Raw genomic sequence first — 17,162 nt, 5'->3', positions numbered from 1 at the left:
TCTAAAACAATATTTTTTTAGTAACTTTTTCTTTTAATTATACCTGTATACGGCCCGGGGAAAAGGCCATAATAAGATTGAATTTGGATTTTCCATAAGGAGGATACAGACATGGCCAAGACAGTAGTTGCCGTCTTTAGCAATGAACAGGTAGCCAAAGAAGCGGTTGAAGACCTGCGCCGGGCCGGCTTCGACAAGGAGATATCCATCCTGGCCCGCGATAAGGGCGGTGAGGCGGGCGACCGGGAAGGTGCCGGCGGCCTCAATATGGGCGTTGACGCCGGCGGCATCAGCGACGGTGTTACCACCGGCGGTGTCCTGGGCGGCCTGGCCGGCCTGGCAGCCGGGGCCGGGGCCCTGTTCATTCCCGGGCTGGGTCCCCTTATTGCCGCCGGTCCCATTGCCGGCCTGCTTTCAGGGGCGGCCACAGGCGGCGTTGCCGGCGGGCTTATCGACTGGGGTATTCCGGAAGCTGAAGGTCGGGAATATGAAAACGACGTCCGCCAGGGGAAGATCCTCGTTTCCGTCCGTTGTGACGACCAGCGCGCCGATCAGGCCAACCGGATCTTGAAGGATCACGGCGCCGACCGGGTGCGCCTCCACTAGGCTTAAATTTGCAGGCCGGGTTTTAACCCGGCCTGTTAAATTTAAGCGTACCCTTCTCTTCTCTATTATGACATCCGTACCAGCAATGTCTTGTATGGTGAGGAGGATATCTGCCGAAGCTAATTGATAGGAGGGCAGTACAAAAAGGAGGCTGGATCATGGCCAGAAGGCGCGGGGTTATGTCCGATGCTCTCAAGTATGAACTGGCCCGGGAGCTGGGTGTATACGACACCGTGGTCAGGGAGGGATGGGGCGGCGTACCATCCCGACAGTGCGGCAACCTGGTCCGACTAGCCATTGAAAAAGCTGAACAGTTGGTTATGCAAAACCAGTTGTAGCTGCCCCCGGCCGGAAAGCCAGCAGGCTTCCGGCTTATTTTTTATCCCCTGGCAGTCAGGAGCTATTGCCGCAAATGGTTAATGCGTTCATAGGGATCCATAATGTGAGTAATCCGCACGCCAAAATTTTCGTTGACGACAACTACTTCTCCCCGGGCAATGGGGGTACCGTTAACGGCTATTTGCACCGGCTCTTCCACCAGGCGGTCCAGTTCGATTATGGCGCCCGGGGCCAGGTTTAAAATATCCCGGATACGCTTCATGGCCGTCCCCAGGATGACCTCCACATCCAGGGGTACGTCCAGGATCAGGTCAATATTCCGCGCCGGCGTACCATACACCTGCCCACGATGCTCATTGGGATCCGGAGCCGGGGGTACCGATGCTGCCGGGGATGCGGCGGTTGCTCCATTTCCGGATTTCTCTGCCGCCGATGCAGCTACCGGGGTGACGGGGGCAGCGGCCTGGCCCGTTGTCTGGCTACCAGGCATGGTTTCCAAAGCCGGAGGAGTATCCTTCCCGGCCGGTTCTGCTTCCGGTGCCTGGGGGTTCATAAGCATAGCCACTTCAGCTTTAGCTACTTCCACCGGTATGACCTGCATGATCTGGCTGTCAATCAGGTCCTCAATTTCCATTTTAAAATATACTATTGCTATTGCCTGGTCCTCAGACCAGGGAAATGTGTAGCTTTCACTTCCAAAATGTACGGCTGTCAACCGGGGCGGGCTGATTTTGACGCTGCGTCGAAAGATGGTGGCCATGGAAGTGGCCGCGCTGCCGATCATCTGGTTCATGGCTTCCGCCACGGCGCTGCTCTTAATTTCATCCAGTTCCGGCTGGACATCCCGGCCGCTGCCGCCCATCATTAAGTCGGCAATAATGGCAGCATCGCTGACTTTCATGATCAGCAGGTTGGACCCTTGCAGGCCCTCGGTGAAGTTGACTTCCACCAGGATATAGGGCACTTGGAAAGAAGCTAAAAGTTCCGCCGGCGTCATTATTTTAGTAGTCGGCGTCGTGATCAGGACGCGTTTATTCAGGATTTGCGACAGGGCTGTGGCCGCGCTGCCCATGGAAATATTGCCAATTTCGCCCAGAGCGTCCTTTTCCATGTCCGTTAAAGTTGCTTCTTCTGCTGGTGGTTCCAACTTGCCGTTTAACAGGGCGTCGATTTCCTCCTGGGACAAGAAGTCGGCCATTTATACCACCTCCGTTACCTGGACGGCAATCTTCTGGCCCACAACCCCAGGCTGGACCTTAAACTTGAGATGACCGTCAACGTAAAGTTCCAGGTCTTCGCCCACCACTTTTTCCAGGGTAATGACATCCCCTACCTGGAGCTGGATAAAATCTCGCACCGGCAGCCGGGTACGGCCGCAGTAGGCAATTAACTCCACCGGTACTCCGGCCAGGATTTGTTCCACCACGGCCCGGTAATCGGGCCTGGCTTCCCCTTCACTGGGAGCAGCAAACCAGTGGCTGGCCGACAGGCGGGAAATAACCGGTTCCAGGAGCATGTAGGGCAGGCACAGGTTTAACAGGCCTTCATTCTGGCCGACCGTTGTGCTTAAGGTAATGACGGCCACCGTCTCGTTGGGAGAAATGGCCTGGGTAAACTGGGGATTGGTTTCCATGGTTTCTAGTTTAGGTGAAAAATTTTGGATATCCGACCAGGAATAGCTCAACTGTTCCAGGATACGGCTATTTAACCGCCGCAGGACATGGAGTTCGATCTCCGTCAGGTCCCTCTTGGACGCCAGCATTTCTCCTCGGCCGCCAAAGAGGAGGTCTATAATAGGAAAGATAAAATTCATGTTGGCCTGCAGGACGGCTGATCCCTTCAAGGGCTCCAGGGTAAAGACATTCATCAAGGTCGGCGTCGGCAGGGAAAGAATAAAATCTTCATAGGTCATCTGCTCCACCGAAACAATCTTTACCTGGATGTTGGCCCGGAGGTAAGCCGACAGGAAGTTGGCCACCATGCGGCCGTAATTCTCGTGAATCATATACAGGGTACGTAGCTGTTCTTTGGAAAATTTATTGGGCCGGCGGAAGTCGTATTTTTTAACTTTAGACGTCGCCTCATCCTTGATGGTTTCCGCCTGGACTTCCCCGCTGGTGAGGGCCTGCAGCAGGGCATCAATCTCCGCCTGGGATAAGACCTCGGCCATTAGTACCACCTGCTCACGCCAGGACCTTTTCCAGAGCCTGGAGGACGCGGTCCTGCTGGAAAGGTTTGACGATAAAGTCCCTGGCCCCGGCCTGGATAGCTTCCATGACCATCAACTGCTGGCCCATGGCACTGCACATGATTATCCTGGCATTGGGGTCAATCTGCTTGATGGCCTTCACGGCGGCAATGCCGTCCATTTCCGGCATGGTGATATCCATGGTGACTACATCGGGGCGGAGTTCCTGGTACATGGCTACGGCCTTTTTCCCGTTTTCTGCTTCCCCGGCTATTTCATAACCATTTTTTAAAAGAATGTCCTTAATCATCATGCGCATGAAGGCGGCATCGTCTACTACTAACACTTTCTTTCCCATGAACTAGTCTCCCTCCATAAATAGACGATTTTACCTCCGTACCGCCGGCGCCCGGCCGCCGGCGATGTACTCCATTCAGCCCAGCTGCAGGCCTAAAGATTGCAGGATCTTCTCCAGACCCGCGTTTTCAGGAACAAGGAAGAAATGGCCGCTGATGGTAACGGACTCGCTGTAAAACCTGGTTTCGATGACCAGGGCGCGGTCGGAAAAATACCCCCCTTCCAGGAAGGCCGAGCTTAACACGGCCCCCAGCATGTCGAAGGCAAAGGCAGGCACAGTAGGCTTAAACTCCAGGCGGCAAAATTCGGCAAAAGCATTTAAAAAAGAGCCTGTTAAGATATTACCTAGTTCAGTCAGGACGGAACTCCCCATCTCATCCAGTACCCTGGTGGTACCCTGGGGCTTACCCAGTAAAAGATCGATTAACAGGTAAGCGCTGGGCTCATCTAGGAGAAAAAATATCTTGCTGGGCGCCGGGCCATTAACGGTAAATTCGACGCAGGCAACAGGATCTTCCTCATTACCGGCCAGGGCCGTTATTTCCTGCAGGGGTAATACCCCGGCCCGGGGGACGGTCATTTGGATGCGGCTGCCCAGCATACTGGCCAGGGCCGTGGCGGCGTTGCCGGCGCCAATGTTGCCTATTTCCTTCAGGGCATCCAGGTGGAGAGCATTGAGTTTATCCCAGGGTTCCATGTGTCCTCCCTCCATGGCTGGCTGTAGTCATCTTCCGCGGGTTAAGCCTCAGGGCGGCGGTAAAACCATGGTGCGATTTTGGTAAAGCCAAGTTCCCGGTATTGAAACAGGCTCTCGGTAGCCCCGATAAACAGGACGCCTCCCGGCGCCAGAGCCTGGTAAAACCGGCGATAAAGCTCATTCTGCGTAGCGGAGGTAAAATAAATGACAACATTGCGGCACAGGATCAGGTGATAACCACTGCCAAAGGGATCTTTTAATAGGTCGTGCTGACGGAAATTAACCATGCGTTTAATTTTTTCCTGGAGGCAAAAATTATCGCCTTCCCGGCGAAAATAGCGTTCCAGCCGTTCCCGGGTAACTGCCTGGACCGCCCGGCCGGGATATACCCCCCGGCGCGCGGCGGCCAGAGCGCTGGTATCAATATCGGTAGCGTCAATCTGGTGGCGGCCGGCTGGTGCCAGCTCGTCCAATAAAATGGCTACCGAGTAGGGCTCCGGCCCGTCGGCGCAGGCGGCACTCCAGACCTTGAGGCTTTTGTGGCGGCCCAGTAAAGCCGGCAGGACCTCTTTTTCCAGCCGGGCAAAAATTTCCGGGTTGCGAAAAAACTCCGAGACGTTAATGGTAATTTTATCGATAAAGCGCTGCCACTGCTGGTTGTCCTCGCTCAAGAGGCGCAGGTAAGTGGCGTAATCCGGTACCTTAAGCTGGGACATCAGGCTGTCAATGCGTCTTTTGAGCTGGGGCTCTTTGTAACCGTCAAGGTAAAGGCCTAAGCGCCGGTGAACCTGGCGCTTGAATTCGGCAAAGTCCATAGATGCCTCCGTTTTATATTTTCTTTAAAGGCCGTCCGATGGTGCGAATATGTACTTCGCCATTCAGCAGGTCAAAGATCATGGTGCGGCCGAAATTACCGCCCGTATCAGTGCCAGTAATGGGAATACCCAGATTCTGTAACGTCTGCCGGACCATGGCCGTATTGCGCTGGCCTATATTTAAAAAGGAAAGGTGCCGGTCGCCGGAAGTAAACATCTGGGCGCCCCCCGCTATTTTTGCTACCACCTTGTTACGCCTGGCGCCGCGGCGGAGCATCTCGGTCAGCATGTCCGGCAGGGCCAGGTCGGCAAATTTGGCCCGGTTGCCCCCGGCCTGGAACTGGCTGCTGTCGGGCAGCATAATGTGGGCCAGCCCCCCTATCTGGCTGGTAGGATCATAAAGGGCAATTCCCACGCAGGAACCCAGGCCAAGGGTGACCAGGCGCCCCGGGGCACGGGCTACCTGCCACTCGGCTATGCCAACTTTAACCTCTTCTGGTTTGATTTCTGCCGCCATGGGCCTACCTCTTCCGTTTTCTTTATTTTTCAGCTTGACTTACATATTTTAGCACCGGCCGGGGCATAATACAATATATATTTATGGTAGGAGGTCCTGCTATGCTTTACTGTTCCCGGTGCGGGCAAGCCCTGCCCCCGGGATGGCGATTCTGTCCTGAGTGTCTTCCTGATCCCGTTAAAGAAAGCCCCCGGCGCGAAACTAACCTCTGCCTGCTCCTGGGCAATTTTTCTCTGGCGCACCAGCGTCCCCAGCTGGCCGCCCTTTTCTACCGCGCCGCCCTTGAGATAGACCGGGACAACTGGAAAGCCTATTTCAACCTGGGATGCCAGGCCTGGCAGCAGGGTGATGTCAAACGTGCCCTTACTTTTTGGGAAGCGAGTCTCAAATTAAACCCTGACAATTACTTGGCCCATTTTAATCTGGGAACATATTTCCTCTACAACCGCAATTTAAGGGCCGCCCGCTACCACCTGACCCGGGTACGCCGGCTTAAACCCGGCTACCTGGAGGGCCGCATCAACCTGGGTACTACCTACCTGCTCCTGGGTCTTTTAGAAGCATCAAGGCGGGAATATAACTTTGTCCTGGAACGGGTTCCCGATCATGAAGGTGCCCGGCGCGGCCTGGCCCTGGTTAACAAGATTGCAGCAGCCGGGTGCCCGTCAAAGCGGCGGTCCAGCACCCAGCTGCATGTCGAGTGATGCTTTTTAAAGCTGAGTGCTGGATTAGCGCCGCAGGTTATTGGCCAGGCCCCACATTTCATCGGCAACCCGTACGGCACGGGAATTCAGCTCGTAGGCTCGCTGGGCCAGGATCATTCTGGTCATAGTTGCTGCCAGGTCGACGTTGGCCGCCTCCAGGTAACCGGAACGGATAATGCCCAGGCCTGCCGTCCCGGGCCTGCCGGCAGCTGCCGTCCCGCTGGCGGTCGTTTCCCGGAAAAGGTTGTCGCCAGCGGCTTCCAACCCGGCTGGATTGGGGACGTTATAGAGGTTGATCTCTCCCAGAAACCAGGTTTCCCCGTTAATTGTCGCCGTTACCGTGCCATCACCGGTAATAGTGATCTTTTCCGCCCCGGCCGGCAGGGTAAAGGGGACATCCAGGTAGTAGCCGCCGGCGTTGACCAGATAGCCGTCACCGTCGCGGTGAAAGTTGCCGTCCCGGGTAAGGAACCGTTCCCCGCCCGGTCCATAAACGGCAAAAAATCCTTCCCCCTGGATGGCAAGGCTTAAAGGGTCGCCGGTATTCACCAGGGTTCCCTGGCTAAAGTCCTTTGCTATGGCAGCCACTTTTACTCCTGCGCCCAGGGACGGTGCTGCTGCCGGCGCCTGGGGTCGGTCGACGGGCATGCCGCCTTCCTGGACCGGACGGTAGACCAGGTCGGCAAATTCCACCCGGTCCTGCTTGTAGCCGGTGGTATTAACATTGGCCAGATCATTGGCCAGGCTGTCTACCGAAAGCTGCTGCGCCAGCATACCGCTGGCCCCGCGCCAGAGTGCGCCAATCATCTGTTAGCCCTCCTCTATCGAAAATAACTTAGTCACAGGCTGGCTTTGTCTGGCTCGCTCCATGGTCCTCGCGGAGCGGCCAGCACTCAACTCATTCGAAAAATAGCTATAGTTGCCAACAGTATCTTTGTGAGTTGAGTGCTGGCTCAGCCTCTGGCTCGGGCGGGGTTCCCGGCCTATTCGGCATCCTTGCCTCAAAGGCCGGCCTCGGACCTCCTGTCCTCGGCCCCGCCCTCACTCCTCGGCTTCGCCAGGGCCGCTTCGCCGCTCGGACCAAGTCGCTCGCTACAGACAAATGCCAGGCCGCAATTTTCATGCTTTCGATGGTTGCTGCTCGCCGCCATGAACGGCTCTACCGTAAACTCCCTACTTCGTTGACGCTCTTGCCTAGGGTCTGGTCGGCGGCCTGGATGGCCTTCTGGTTGGCCTCATAGCTCCTCAAGACGGCCAGCATATCCACCATTTCCCGGGCGACGTTGACATTGGCCTTCTCCAGCCACCCCTGCCTGACCTGGAAATTAGCAGCCAGCAGTGGCTGCACCCCCTGGGGGGCTGTAAAAAGATTGTTGCCCTGGCGTTGGAGCAGGGGTAAGGTTTGCGCATCAAAAGTTACAATCCGTAGCCGATCGACAACCTGACCGTTAACCAATACCTGACCGCCGCTATCAACCTTAAAGTTGGTCGTGCCTACGTAGACGGCGCCGTACTCTCCCTGGACGGGGTAGCCTTCCGGGGTAACTAAAAAGCCGTAGGCATCTACCTGGAAAGAACCGCCGCGGGTATAGGCCTCGGTACCCCCTGCCTGGACGGTGAAGAAAGCCGGCGGCGTGCTCCCTGCAGTATCCACAAGGGCAAGGTCCGTGGCCCGGCCGGTTTCTTCCAGGGGCCCGGGGGTATAGTTGGTGTGAATGCGGTCGACCATAACCCCGGGGCTAAAGTAGCCTAACGGGGTGACACGGCCCTTTTCCAGGCGCTGGAGGAGCATCTCGGGAAAGGACTGGATGGTCGCCGTCTCGACCTTAAAGCCGTTCGTCGCGGCGTTGGCCAGGTTGTTGGTTATGACATCCTGGCGCAGTTCCTGGACCACCATGCCGGTAGCGGAAAGATATAAACCCCTTAACAATTGTTTTCCCTCCCTCCGAAAATGTTTCTGCCAACAGTGGCATTTACTGGCGGTAGTAGCCCCCAATGACTACCGCCCCTGCTTTTTTGCTAACTAACTGGTTAACCGCCTGATAATTTCCTTTATGTCCCCGGCGGGGAGATAATAGGAGCCGGCCTTGAGTTTCTGTTCTACGCCCTGGCGGTGCACCTCGGCTTCAAAGGCCGCGGCCGCAGCTACGCCCTTTTTTTCCAGGAGGGCGGCAATATCCTCCAGGCCGGCCCCCGCCGGGATGGTAACCAGGATTTCACCTTTCATATCCCCGGGAGCGGCCTGCTGCGGCCCGGCGGACTGTTGTTTTATCCCTTGATCCGGCGGGGCATTATCCCCGGAGGCAGGCGCGAAAGGGACTACTTCCTCCCGGAAGACCATACCGTATTCGCGGGCCCGGGCAATAATTTCCTCCCTGGTGGGACCGTGCTGGAAAATAAGCAACATCAGCCCCGCCAGGAAAAACCCCAGGCCCAGGCCCAGCCCGAAGGGAGCCAGAAAAAATCCTTTTTTCTTTAACGCTTCAGGTTGAGGATTAATGCGATTTCACCCTTTCCCCGGCCATACCGCCGCGCCAGGCTGTCGATACTCTCGCCGGCGGCATGGGCCAGGCGGATTTGCTCCTGAATGTTTAACGTCTCCGGCCCAGGGGTTGTCCCCCCTGCCGGCCCGGCCGCCGTTGTCCTTTCGGGTACAGCTTTTTCTCCCGCCGGCCTGGCGGGCGTCCTCTGAAGATCGGTGGCTGCCGCTCCTGCAGTCCCTTCCGCCAGGGCAGTTGCCAGGTAGGATCGAAAAGTTCCTGGCACCGCTTCGGAGGCGGCAGTCAACTCCTCCAGTCTGGCCGTAAGGGCGGTTACTTCTTCCTGGAGGGTTGCCAGGCGTTCGGCCAGCTGTTCGTCACCACCTGTTTGCCCCTGGCCGTCCTCGGAGTCAAAACCCCAAACCGCCGGCGCCCCCCGGTTCCCTTCCCCGCCCAGTAGTATCTTAAAAGCGGGCAGGCAGGTAATTACAATCAATATCGCTCCTGTAACTAAAAAGAGATATGCCACTTTAACCACCTACATAAAATCGGCTAAATAGCGGCGTAGGTTTAAGATTGCCCGGCCGTGGAGCTGGCAGACCCGGGATTCGGAGACTCCCAGTATTTTGCCGATCTCCTTTAAGGTCAAGCCTTCGTAATAATACAGAGTGAGGACCAGGCGATCTTTATCGTTTAAATGCTGGAGACCCTCTATCAGGGCGCGGCGGAGTTCCTCCTGCTCATAACGGCCGGCAGGATCCGGGCTCTGGGGATCGGCCAGCAGTTCTCCCCGGGTTGAACCCTCCTCCCCTTCCCGGTCAAAAAGAAAGTCTTCCAGGGAAAGGACAGCCATCTGGGAACCCCGCTCCAAGAGTTCCTTGAGCTCATCCACCGTTATCCCTGCCGCCGCCGCCACCACTGCATCACTTACCTCGCTCCCCTGTTCCTGCTCCAGGCGGCGGTACACCTGGCTCACCCGGCGCAGCTTTTCCACCAGGGTGCGGGGGGCCCAGTGGGATTGGCGCAGGGCATCGAGGATAGCCCCGCGAATGCGCTGGGAGGCAAAGCTTTCAAAGTTAACGCCCCGGGAAGGATCATAACGGTCAATGGCCTCCAGCAACCCGATTATGCCATAACCAACCAGGTCTTCCTGGTCCAGGTGCCGCGGCGGTTTGACTGCCAGGCGGCCCACATGGTATTTCACCAGGGGCAGGTACTTGAGGACCAGTTCCCGGCGCCCGGCATCTCCCTTTCCGGCCAGGTACGCGGCCCACATGGCGCTATCCTTAACTGCCATTTTCTCTCTCTCCCCGGCGCCTTTCTTCTAGCAACCGCTGGAAAACAAAGGCAACGATTTGGTCTTCCTGCCTTTCGCTGATACCCTCAAAGGCCACACCAACTTCATAACGCGTCACGCCGTCTATTTCCCGCGGGGCCACGCGCTTGACGCGCCCCGCCAGGCGCATGGGCATATGGCGGCGGCGACCGGGCAGGTGAAGTTCCAGGTAAAGGAGGTCGCCCACCTCAACGGGGTCCCGGAGGACCAGTTGCGCACCGCCGCCGCTTATATCTACCGTTACCCCCTTTTTATAGGGCCGGGGCGGGCGGTAGGGCCAGTCGTCCTTCAGCCAGACGGCATAACGAAATTCCAGGGCCGCCTTGGCCCGCACATGGGAGCGCGCCTGGATGCGCCGATAATCGTCCGGGTAGGCCAGGTAGTAAAGGGGGGGCTCTCCCGGCAGGTAACGCTGTACTTTAGTAGTGAATTCATAACGGGCATCCTGCCGGTTGCAGGCAACCTCGACAACGTTCCCCGGTGCCAGGACCAGTTCATCACTCCCCGGAGCAAGGACGGCAAAGCCGTCTTCCCGCGTATCCTGAATAATGGTGCGGAGATCTTTACTGCCAGGAGTTTTGATGATTATGGGTTGATTTATCATAATAAAGTTTGGCCTGGCCATGATACCCCCCCTTCTTATCTTCCCAGCAAACGGCCCAGGCGCTGCCAGAATCCCTGGCTCCGGCCTGCCGGCAGTTCCTGGCCCTGAAGTTTGGCGGCGGCTTCTTCCAGGGCCCGGGCCGCCGGGCAACGGGGAAACAATTCGCTGAATGGCTGCTGGCAGCGCACCGCCTGACCTACCCGGGAGTCCTCGGGAATAATCCCCAGGAGCGGCAGCTCCAGCTGCAAAAAACGGCGGCAGGCACCCTGGAGTCGCCCGGCGGCCTGCTGCCCCTCCAGCTTATTGGTAGCCCTGTTAACGATAAGATGCATGCTTACTTTTAAACGCTGCAACCCTTTGATTAAACCATAGGCATCGGTTATGGAAGTAGGTTCCGGCGTTGCTACCACAATGGCTTCTCCGGCGGCAGCTGCAAAGCTGAAAACCGTCCGGGAAATGCCGGCACCAGAATCGACCAGGATTATATCCACCTTAGTCGCTAGAAACGCCAGGTCATGAATAAGCCGGTCGCGGGCCGGGGGGTCCAGGTCGGCCAGTTCCTGGATACCGGAGGCCCCCGGCACCAGGAGCAGGTCATGAGGGCCGCGGATAATCACTTCTTCTAAAGTACACTGCCCGCCGATGACTTCTTTCAGGCTGTAACGGGGTACCAGGCCCATGAGGATATCCACATTGGCCAGGCCCAGGTCGGCATCAAAGAGGAGGGTCCGCAGACCCTGGCGGGCCAGGATCAGGCCCAGATTTAAGGCAATATTGGTCTTGCCCACGCCGCCTTTACCGCTGGCTATGGCAATTACCCTGGACCGCTCTTCCAGCCGTCTGTATACCAGTTTACGCAACCTGCCCGCCTGGTCCATCTTCAGCCACCGCTTCCCAGATGCGCCGGGCCAGGAGGTGGGGATCGGCCGCTTCCAGGTCATCAGGCACATCCTGGCCGGTAGTTATATAAGCCAGGGGTACTCCCGCCGCCGCGGCTACGGTGAGCATTACCCCCGGGCAGCATGTTTCGTCAAGTTTGGTGAAAATCAACCGGTTGTATTTGAGGCTGCGGAAATTTTCTACGGCTTGGAGCAGGTCCTGGCGCCTGGTGGCGCAGCTCAAGACCAGGTATACGTCCCGCTCAGGGACAACCTCCAGGAACCCCCTCGTTTCCGCCAGCATAGCTTTGTTTTCCGGTGCCCGGCCGGCTGTATCAACTAAAACTACATCGCAGTGTCTTAAGTTCTCCAGGGATGCACGCAACTCCCGCGGCGTCATGGCCACCTCCAGGGGCAGGCCCATAATTTCGGCATAGGTCTTGAGCTGATCCACGGCCCCGATACGGTAAGTATCCAGGGTTATCAGGCCGACCTTTTGCTCCTGATAAAGGCTGTAGCGGGCCGCTATCTTAGCCAGGGTAGTTGTCTTGCCCACGCCGGTGGGGCCGATAAAGGCCTGAACCCGCTGTCTGGACGGGGACGCCACCTGATGGCTTAAGTGGTCGGCCAGGCGGGTACGGATGACATCGGCAATAATCTCTTTCCCGGCGGTGGCCTCAATGCCATTTAAAAGGAAGGCCACCAGCTCCTCCTCCAGCTCCTGGGCCAGCAGGCGCTCCCTTAAGGTTAACAGTTGTTCCGGTACCGGAGCGCTGCCGGGCCGTACCAGGCGGTTCAGGGCGGCTTTAATCTCGGCCAGTTCCCGCTGCAGCACCTCCAGGCTGTGACGGCCGTTATTTCCTCCTCCGGCAGGGTTGACCGACCCGGCCGGTGCTACCACCGTCTTGCCGGCCCCTGCCTGTAACGCCGTCTTACCTGCCGGCGCCGCCGGTTCCGGCAGTTTCCTTGCCGGCGTCTCCTCCAGGGCCGCCGTCACTTCCATGCGGGGGGGCAAGAAAAAGCCCTTTAGTCCCGGCTGGCGTACCCGGCGGGTGGCCACAATAACCGCCTCCGGCCCCAGGTCACGGCGGATGGCCAGGTAGGCTTCCTGCATATCACGGGCAAGATAGCGTTTAATCTTCACACCACATTCACCGCCTCTACGGCCTCAATTTCCAGGCTGGGTTCCAGCTCGTTATAAGCCAGGACCGGGACATAAGGTAAAGAACGTTGGAGCAACCGCCGCAGGGGCAGGCGGATCCTGGCCGAGCATAAGATCACCGGCTGGACGCCGCCGGTGGCGGCTTTCTCCACGGCCCGGCCCAGCCTGTTCAAAAGTTCCCGGCCCTCCTCCGGGGTCAGGGCCGGGAAATTACCCTGGGAGGTGGGCTGGATGGCCTCCGCCAGCTTCTGCTCCAGCTGGGGGTGGAGGGTAATGGCCGTGAGCTTACCCTCCCGGGCATACTGGCGGCTGATAGTGCGGCTCAAGGCCTGGCGCGCCGCCCCGAGAAGGTAATCCGGATCCCGGCTGGTACGGGCGGCGTCGGCCAGGGCTTCCAGGATACTAACCAGGTCACGAATGGGCACCTGTTCCTGGAGCAGGCCGGCCAGTACTTTCTGTATCTCACCTACCGACAGGAGATTGGGCACCAATTCCTCGACTACTGCCGGGTGATTCTCCTTGATTTTATCCAGGAGTTCCCTGGTTTCCTGGCGGCCCATGAGTTCAGCGGCATGGGCTTTGATAAATTCCGTCAAATGGGTAATGAGGACGGTAGTAGCGTCGACAACGGTGAAACCGGCCAGTTCCGCTTCCTGGCGCCTGGTCGCCGGTACCCACCAGGCCGGCAGGCCAAAGGTGGGTTCCCGGGTAGGTATGCCCCCCGGCGGTCCGTCGCTGCCGGCCGGATTCATGGCCAGAAGATAGCCAGGCTGGATTTCTCCCCGGGCCGCTTCCACGCCCCGCAGTTTGAAGATATAGCCATGGGGTGGCAGCTGCAGGTTGTCCCGGATGCGAATGGGCCTGACGTATATGCCCATCTCGGTGGCACACTGGCGCCGCACGGCCGCCAGGCGGTCCAGCAGGTCGCCACCTTCTGTTTCATCGGCCAGGGGAATCAGGCCGTAGCCGATTTCCACTTCCAGGGGGTCCACCTGGAAAAAGCTCAAAACATTCTCCGGCTGGCGCTGGGAAGCCTTCTGGGCGGCAACCGCTTCCTGCCGGCGCTGGCCCTGCATCTTTTCCTCCCTGGCCAGGGCATAGGCGGCATAGCCCACCCCGCCGGCCATTATAAAAAAGGTCAGGTGGGGCATCCCCGGCAAAAGGCCCATCAGGAAAAGGATGGCTGCCACCAGACCGGCAATACGGGGAAAGCCCGTTAGCTGGCCGATTACCTCTCTGCCAAAATTGTCCATAGCCCCGGAGCGGGTCACCAGGATGCCGGTCCCGGTGGAAACCATGAGGGCCGGCAGCTGGCTAACCAGGCCGTCGCCAATGGTCAGGCGGGTATAGGTATGCAGGGCTTCCATAAAGGGCATCTTCAGCTGCCAGACACCGATGGCCAGCCCCCCCAGGATGTTAATGGCGGTAATGATCAGGCCGGCAATGACATCCCCCCGGACGAACTTGCTGGCGCCGTCCATGGCACCGTAAAAGTCGGCTTCCCGCTGCAGTTCCCGCCGTTTGGCCCGGGCTTCATCCTCCGTTAACAGGCCGGCATTGAGGTCAGCATCGATGCTCATCTGCTTGCCGGGCATGGCGTCCAGGGTAAAGCGGGCCGCCACCTCGGCCACCCGCTGGGCGCCGCTGGTTATGACGATAAACTGGATGATGGTAATGATAAGAAATATGACAAAGCCGACGATATAATTCCCCCGAACGACAAAGCTGCCGAAGGTTTCGATAACATGACCGGCATCGGCCCGGCTTAAAATAAGCCTTGTGGAAGAGATGTTGAGGGACAGGCGGAACAGGGTCACCACCAGCAAAAGGGACGGAAAGACGGAAAAGTCAAGGCTCCGGGAGACGAACATGGTTGTCAGAAGGATAACCATGCTGACGCCCAGGTTGATGATAAGCAGGATGTCCATGACCAGGGGGCTGACGGGAATGACGATAAGCATGACTACCCCCAGGACCAGGGCCGCCACCAGGATGTCGTTGTACGGGGTGAGGCGCCTTAAGGCGCCCAGCAGGCCGGTATTTGCTGCCATAGAGCAGTTTTTCCTCCGGAAATAGCGTTCTGCCAAAAATGTGCCTTCTGGTGGGGACATATCCCCACCCAAAATTAGTTTACTTACGCCTCGAACCAAGTCGCCCTCCGCCTGTACCCTCCAGCCTTTTGCCTCAGCCTCCATTTTCATGGTTCGCTCGTGGAGGCGTCAGCCACCATGAGGGGCTCCTCCATAAATGGCTCTTTATATCCTCCCCCGCAGCCGGTAGATCTGGGCCAGGATCTCCGCCACCGCCTGGTAGAGGGCCACCGGGATTTCCTGCCCCAGTTCCACCTGGCGGTACAGGGCCCGGGCCACCGGCGGGTTGGCGACGATGGGGATGTTATGCCGGCGGGCTACGGCCTTGATCCGCTCCGCTATGCTGCCTGCCCCTTTGGCCACCACCCGCGGCGCCCCTTCTGTTTCCCGGTAACGCAGGGCCACGGCTAAGTGGATAGGGTTGGTAATAACCACGGTGGCTTCAGGCACGGCGTGCATCATGCGGTGCCGGGCGAGCCGCCTCTGTTTCTCCCGCAGACGCGAGCGGACCAGGGGGTCGCCTTCCATCTGCTTCATTTCTTCCTTTACTTCCTGCCTGGTCATTCTTAAATTACGTTGAAACTCGCGCCGCTGGAAGATGTAGTCGGCTGCCGCCAGGCTTAAAAATACAGCCAGGGCTCCCAGCCCCACCCGGTAGAGGAGCTGGCCCACCAGTTCCAGGGCCGCCGGGAGGCTCATATCGACGGTCATCAACAACCGGTTAAACTGCCCCTTGACCAGGGTCCAGACCACCAGGCTTACCACTACTACCTTGCCCAGGCTCTTAACCAGCTCCATGAGGGCGCGGCGGGAAAAGAACCGCTGCAACCCTTTCACCGGGTCCAGGTTCTCCAGGCGCGGCCTTATGGGTTCCAGGGAAAAAATGAACCCCGTCTGGGCAAAATTGGCCACTAGGCCCACAACTGCCGCCAGTAGTAGCAGGGGAGCCAGGAGAAGGCCCACCTTAAAAGCAAAGTGGCTGAAGATGGCTATCAGGGTTGCCCCATCCAGCTCCTGCTTCCAACCCTCCTGAAAAGCACTGCTCATAAGGCCGGCCATCTCCAGGTAAAAGGCTTCCCGGCGCCAGTAGAGACAGATGATGCTCACCAAAAGGACCAGGGCGGCGCTCAGGTCGTTGCTCCGGGCAACCTGGCCTTTGCGGCGCACCTCCTGAAGGCGGTGGGGCGTAGCCTCCTCAGTCTTTTCTTCAGCAAAGAGCTGCAGGTCTATTTTGCCTTCCATCAACGGAGCCAACCCCGCAGTAACAGGGCCAGGTCATGTTCCATCTGGCTGAAAAGATTTCGAAACACTGTTGCCAGTAAAGGCAAAATGGCGATTAAGACCAGGAGCCCCAGGCCTATTTTCAAAGGAAATCCCAGGATAAAGACATTCAGCTGGGGCACCGTCCTGGCAATTAAACTTAAGGCCAGGTCGGCAATGAGGAGAACCACGATTACCGGGACCGCGATGCGCACCGCCAGGCTGAACATACCGCTAAAAAGCTTGACCACGGTCCAGATGATATTACCGTCAAAATGCACTCCCCCCAGGGGCAGGAGACGGAAGCTTTCCTGCAGGGCCAGGAGCAGGGTGTGGTGGCCGTCCAGCTGGAAGAACAGGAGCAAACCCAGGATGGCAAAGAACTGGCCCATTATGGTAGTTGTAGCCGCATTTTGAGGGTCAAAGAGGCTGGCCATCCCCAGGCCCATATGAAGGTCCAGGAGCTGCCCGGCCACCTGGATGGCGCTGAAGATCAGGTTGGCCAGGTAGCCCAGGGCCAGACCGGCCAAGGCCTCGTTTAAGACGGCCAGGGCATAGTTCCCGGCGCTGGTAAAGGCCGGCTGCCCGGCCGGCAGCACAGGAAACAGAAGCATAGCTACCAGCAGCCCCAGACCGGCCTTCACCAGGGCCGGGACGCCGCGAATGCCAAAGAAAGGCGCTGTCACAAAAAATGATGTGACCCGCACCAGGACCAGGAAAAAAAACTCTGCCTGGTTTAGGTAGCTCATCGGTTCCCATCCTTCTAAAAGTTAACGGCCTGGTTTCCTGCTTTTTTACCGCCCGGGCACCTACTTTACTAAACTTCCCAAGTTGCCGAAGATCCCGGTGGTGAACTGGATTAGAGTATTGAGCATCCACGAGCCCAGGAGAAGCATCCCCAGGATGACGGCGACAATCTTGGGTACAAAGGTCAGGGTCTGCTCCTGGATCTGGGTGGTGGCCTGGAGGATGCTGATCCCCACCCCTACGATCAGGCTCAAGCCCAGGGCCGGGGCCGCCAGCAGCAGGGCGGTGGTCAGGGCCTCCCGGGCCAGGTGAATGACAAACTCCTGGGTCATTTTTCTCCCCCCGTTCCGTTTGCTTCAATCCACGCCCGGCGGGCCGACCG

Annotated in this window: 21 protein-coding genes; 3 read left to right on the top strand and 18 right to left on the bottom strand. The window is 58.1% G+C overall.

Annotated elements, in window-relative coordinates; genetic code table 11:
• Positions 1-111 precede the first annotated feature (111 nt).
• On the top strand, positions 112-606 hold the full coding sequence (locus E308F_RS14770; protein WP_141265655.1) for a hypothetical protein: 495 nt from the start codon (positions 112-114) through the stop codon (positions 604-606).
• Positions 607-764: 158 nt separating this feature from the next.
• Positions 765-944 carry a small, acid-soluble spore protein, alpha/beta type gene (locus E308F_RS14765; protein ID WP_141265654.1) on the top strand — a complete coding sequence of 60 codons (180 nt, stop codon included), beginning with the start codon at positions 765-767 and terminating at the stop codon, positions 942-944.
• A gap of 62 nt (positions 945-1,006) precedes the next feature.
• Here the strand turns inward: E308F_RS14765 and fliY are convergent, their stop codons facing one another.
• The 6 genes from fliY to E308F_RS14735 form a co-directional block, all read right to left on the bottom strand.
• Entirely contained in the window at positions 1,007-2,143 is a 1,137-nt protein-coding gene (gene fliY, locus E308F_RS14760; RefSeq protein WP_141265653.1) for a flagellar motor switch phosphatase FliY, read from the bottom strand.
• Positions 2,144-3,115 carry a flagellar motor switch protein FliM gene (fliM, locus tag E308F_RS14755; RefSeq protein ID WP_141265652.1) on the bottom strand — a complete coding sequence of 324 codons (972 nt, stop codon included), beginning with the start codon at positions 3,113-3,115 and terminating at the stop codon, positions 2,144-2,146.
• Positions 3,116-3,128: 13 nt separating this feature from the next.
• On the bottom strand, positions 3,129-3,491 hold the full coding sequence (locus E308F_RS14750) for a response regulator (RefSeq protein WP_141265651.1): 363 nt from the start codon (positions 3,489-3,491) through the stop codon (positions 3,129-3,131).
• A gap of 75 nt (positions 3,492-3,566) precedes the next feature.
• A complete protein-coding gene (locus E308F_RS14745) occupies positions 3,567-4,187 on the bottom strand; it encodes a chemotaxis protein CheC (protein ID WP_172613385.1) in 621 nt (206 codons plus the stop codon).
• A 41-nt stretch (positions 4,188-4,228) separates the two neighbouring features.
• Positions 4,229-5,002, bottom strand: coding sequence for a CheR family methyltransferase (locus E308F_RS14740; RefSeq protein WP_141265649.1), 774 nt, complete (start codon positions 5,000-5,002; stop codon positions 4,229-4,231).
• Positions 5,003-5,015: 13 nt separating this feature from the next.
• Complete coding sequence (locus tag E308F_RS14735; RefSeq protein ID WP_141265648.1) at positions 5,016-5,519, bottom strand: chemotaxis protein CheD; 504 nt, start codon at positions 5,517-5,519, stop codon at positions 5,016-5,018.
• A 101-nt stretch (positions 5,520-5,620) separates the two neighbouring features.
• On the opposite strand from E308F_RS14735, the gene E308F_RS14730 reads away from it, so the two are divergent.
• Positions 5,621-6,223, top strand: a complete 603-nt coding sequence (locus tag E308F_RS14730) for a zinc ribbon domain-containing protein (RefSeq protein WP_141265647.1) — start codon at positions 5,621-5,623, stop codon at positions 6,221-6,223.
• A gap of 24 nt (positions 6,224-6,247) precedes the next feature.
• Here E308F_RS14730 and flgG read toward each other — a convergent pair whose 3' ends face one another.
• The 12 genes from flgG to fliQ all read right to left on the bottom strand — a co-directional run bounded on the left by flgG (position 6,248) and on the right by fliQ (position 17,112).
• Positions 6,248-7,030, bottom strand: a complete 783-nt coding sequence (flgG, locus tag E308F_RS14725) for a flagellar basal-body rod protein FlgG (RefSeq protein ID WP_141265646.1) — start codon at positions 7,028-7,030, stop codon at positions 6,248-6,250.
• A 352-nt stretch (positions 7,031-7,382) separates the two neighbouring features.
• On the bottom strand, positions 7,383-8,153 hold the full coding sequence (locus tag E308F_RS14720; RefSeq protein ID WP_141265645.1) for a flagellar hook-basal body protein: 771 nt from the start codon (positions 8,151-8,153) through the stop codon (positions 7,383-7,385).
• Positions 8,154-8,246: 93 nt separating this feature from the next.
• On the bottom strand, positions 8,247-8,630 hold the full coding sequence (locus tag E308F_RS14715) for an endolytic transglycosylase MltG (protein WP_141265644.1): 384 nt from the start codon (positions 8,628-8,630) through the stop codon (positions 8,247-8,249).
• A gap of 68 nt (positions 8,631-8,698) precedes the next feature.
• Entirely contained in the window at positions 8,699-9,241 is a 543-nt protein-coding gene (locus tag E308F_RS14710) for a hypothetical protein (RefSeq protein WP_216364568.1), read from the bottom strand.
• The gene (locus tag E308F_RS14705) at positions 9,242-10,000 is read right to left on the bottom strand and encodes a sigma-70 family RNA polymerase sigma factor (protein WP_141265642.1); all 759 of its coding nucleotides are present in this window, start codon (positions 9,998-10,000) and stop codon (positions 9,242-9,244) included. It abuts the gene before it with no gap.
• On the bottom strand, positions 9,990-10,664 hold the full coding sequence (locus E308F_RS14700) for a flagellar brake protein (protein ID WP_141265641.1): 675 nt from the start codon (positions 10,662-10,664) through the stop codon (positions 9,990-9,992). Before E308F_RS14700 ends, E308F_RS14705 begins: the two co-directional genes overlap by 11 nt.
• A 14-nt stretch (positions 10,665-10,678) precedes the next feature.
• The gene (locus tag E308F_RS14695; RefSeq protein WP_172613386.1) at positions 10,679-11,503 is read right to left on the bottom strand and encodes a MinD/ParA family protein; all 825 of its coding nucleotides are present in this window, start codon (positions 11,501-11,503) and stop codon (positions 10,679-10,681) included.
• Positions 11,496-12,665, bottom strand: a complete 1,170-nt coding sequence (gene flhF / locus E308F_RS14690; protein WP_141265639.1) for a flagellar biosynthesis protein FlhF — start codon at positions 12,663-12,665, stop codon at positions 11,496-11,498. The genes E308F_RS14695 and flhF overlap by 8 nt, the downstream gene beginning before the upstream one ends.
• Positions 12,662-14,734: a flagellar biosynthesis protein FlhA gene (gene flhA, locus E308F_RS14685; protein ID WP_141265638.1), complete on the bottom strand. Its 2,073-nt coding sequence runs from the start codon at positions 14,732-14,734 to the stop codon at positions 12,662-12,664. The genes flhF and flhA overlap by 4 nt, the downstream gene beginning before the upstream one ends.
• A 204-nt stretch (positions 14,735-14,938) precedes the next feature.
• Complete coding sequence (gene flhB / locus E308F_RS14680; protein ID WP_141265708.1) at positions 14,939-16,015, bottom strand: flagellar biosynthesis protein FlhB; 1,077 nt, start codon at positions 16,013-16,015, stop codon at positions 14,939-14,941.
• A complete protein-coding gene (gene fliR, locus E308F_RS14675) occupies positions 16,015-16,782 on the bottom strand; it encodes a flagellar biosynthetic protein FliR (protein WP_141265637.1) in 768 nt (255 codons plus the stop codon). The genes flhB and fliR overlap by 1 nt, the downstream gene beginning before the upstream one ends.
• 60 nt (positions 16,783-16,842) lie before the next feature.
• Positions 16,843-17,112, bottom strand: a complete 270-nt coding sequence (gene fliQ, locus E308F_RS14670) for a flagellar biosynthesis protein FliQ (protein ID WP_062282901.1) — start codon at positions 17,110-17,112, stop codon at positions 16,843-16,845.
• Positions 17,113-17,162 lie beyond the last annotated feature (50 nt).

Source organism: Moorella sp. E308F, from assembly GCF_006538365.1.
Taxonomy (GTDB): Bacteria; Bacillota; DSM-521; order Neomoorellales; family Neomoorellaceae; genus Neomoorella.
The sequence above is the reverse complement of the archived record's forward strand: the minus strand, read 5'-3'. Positions and strand labels throughout refer to the sequence as shown.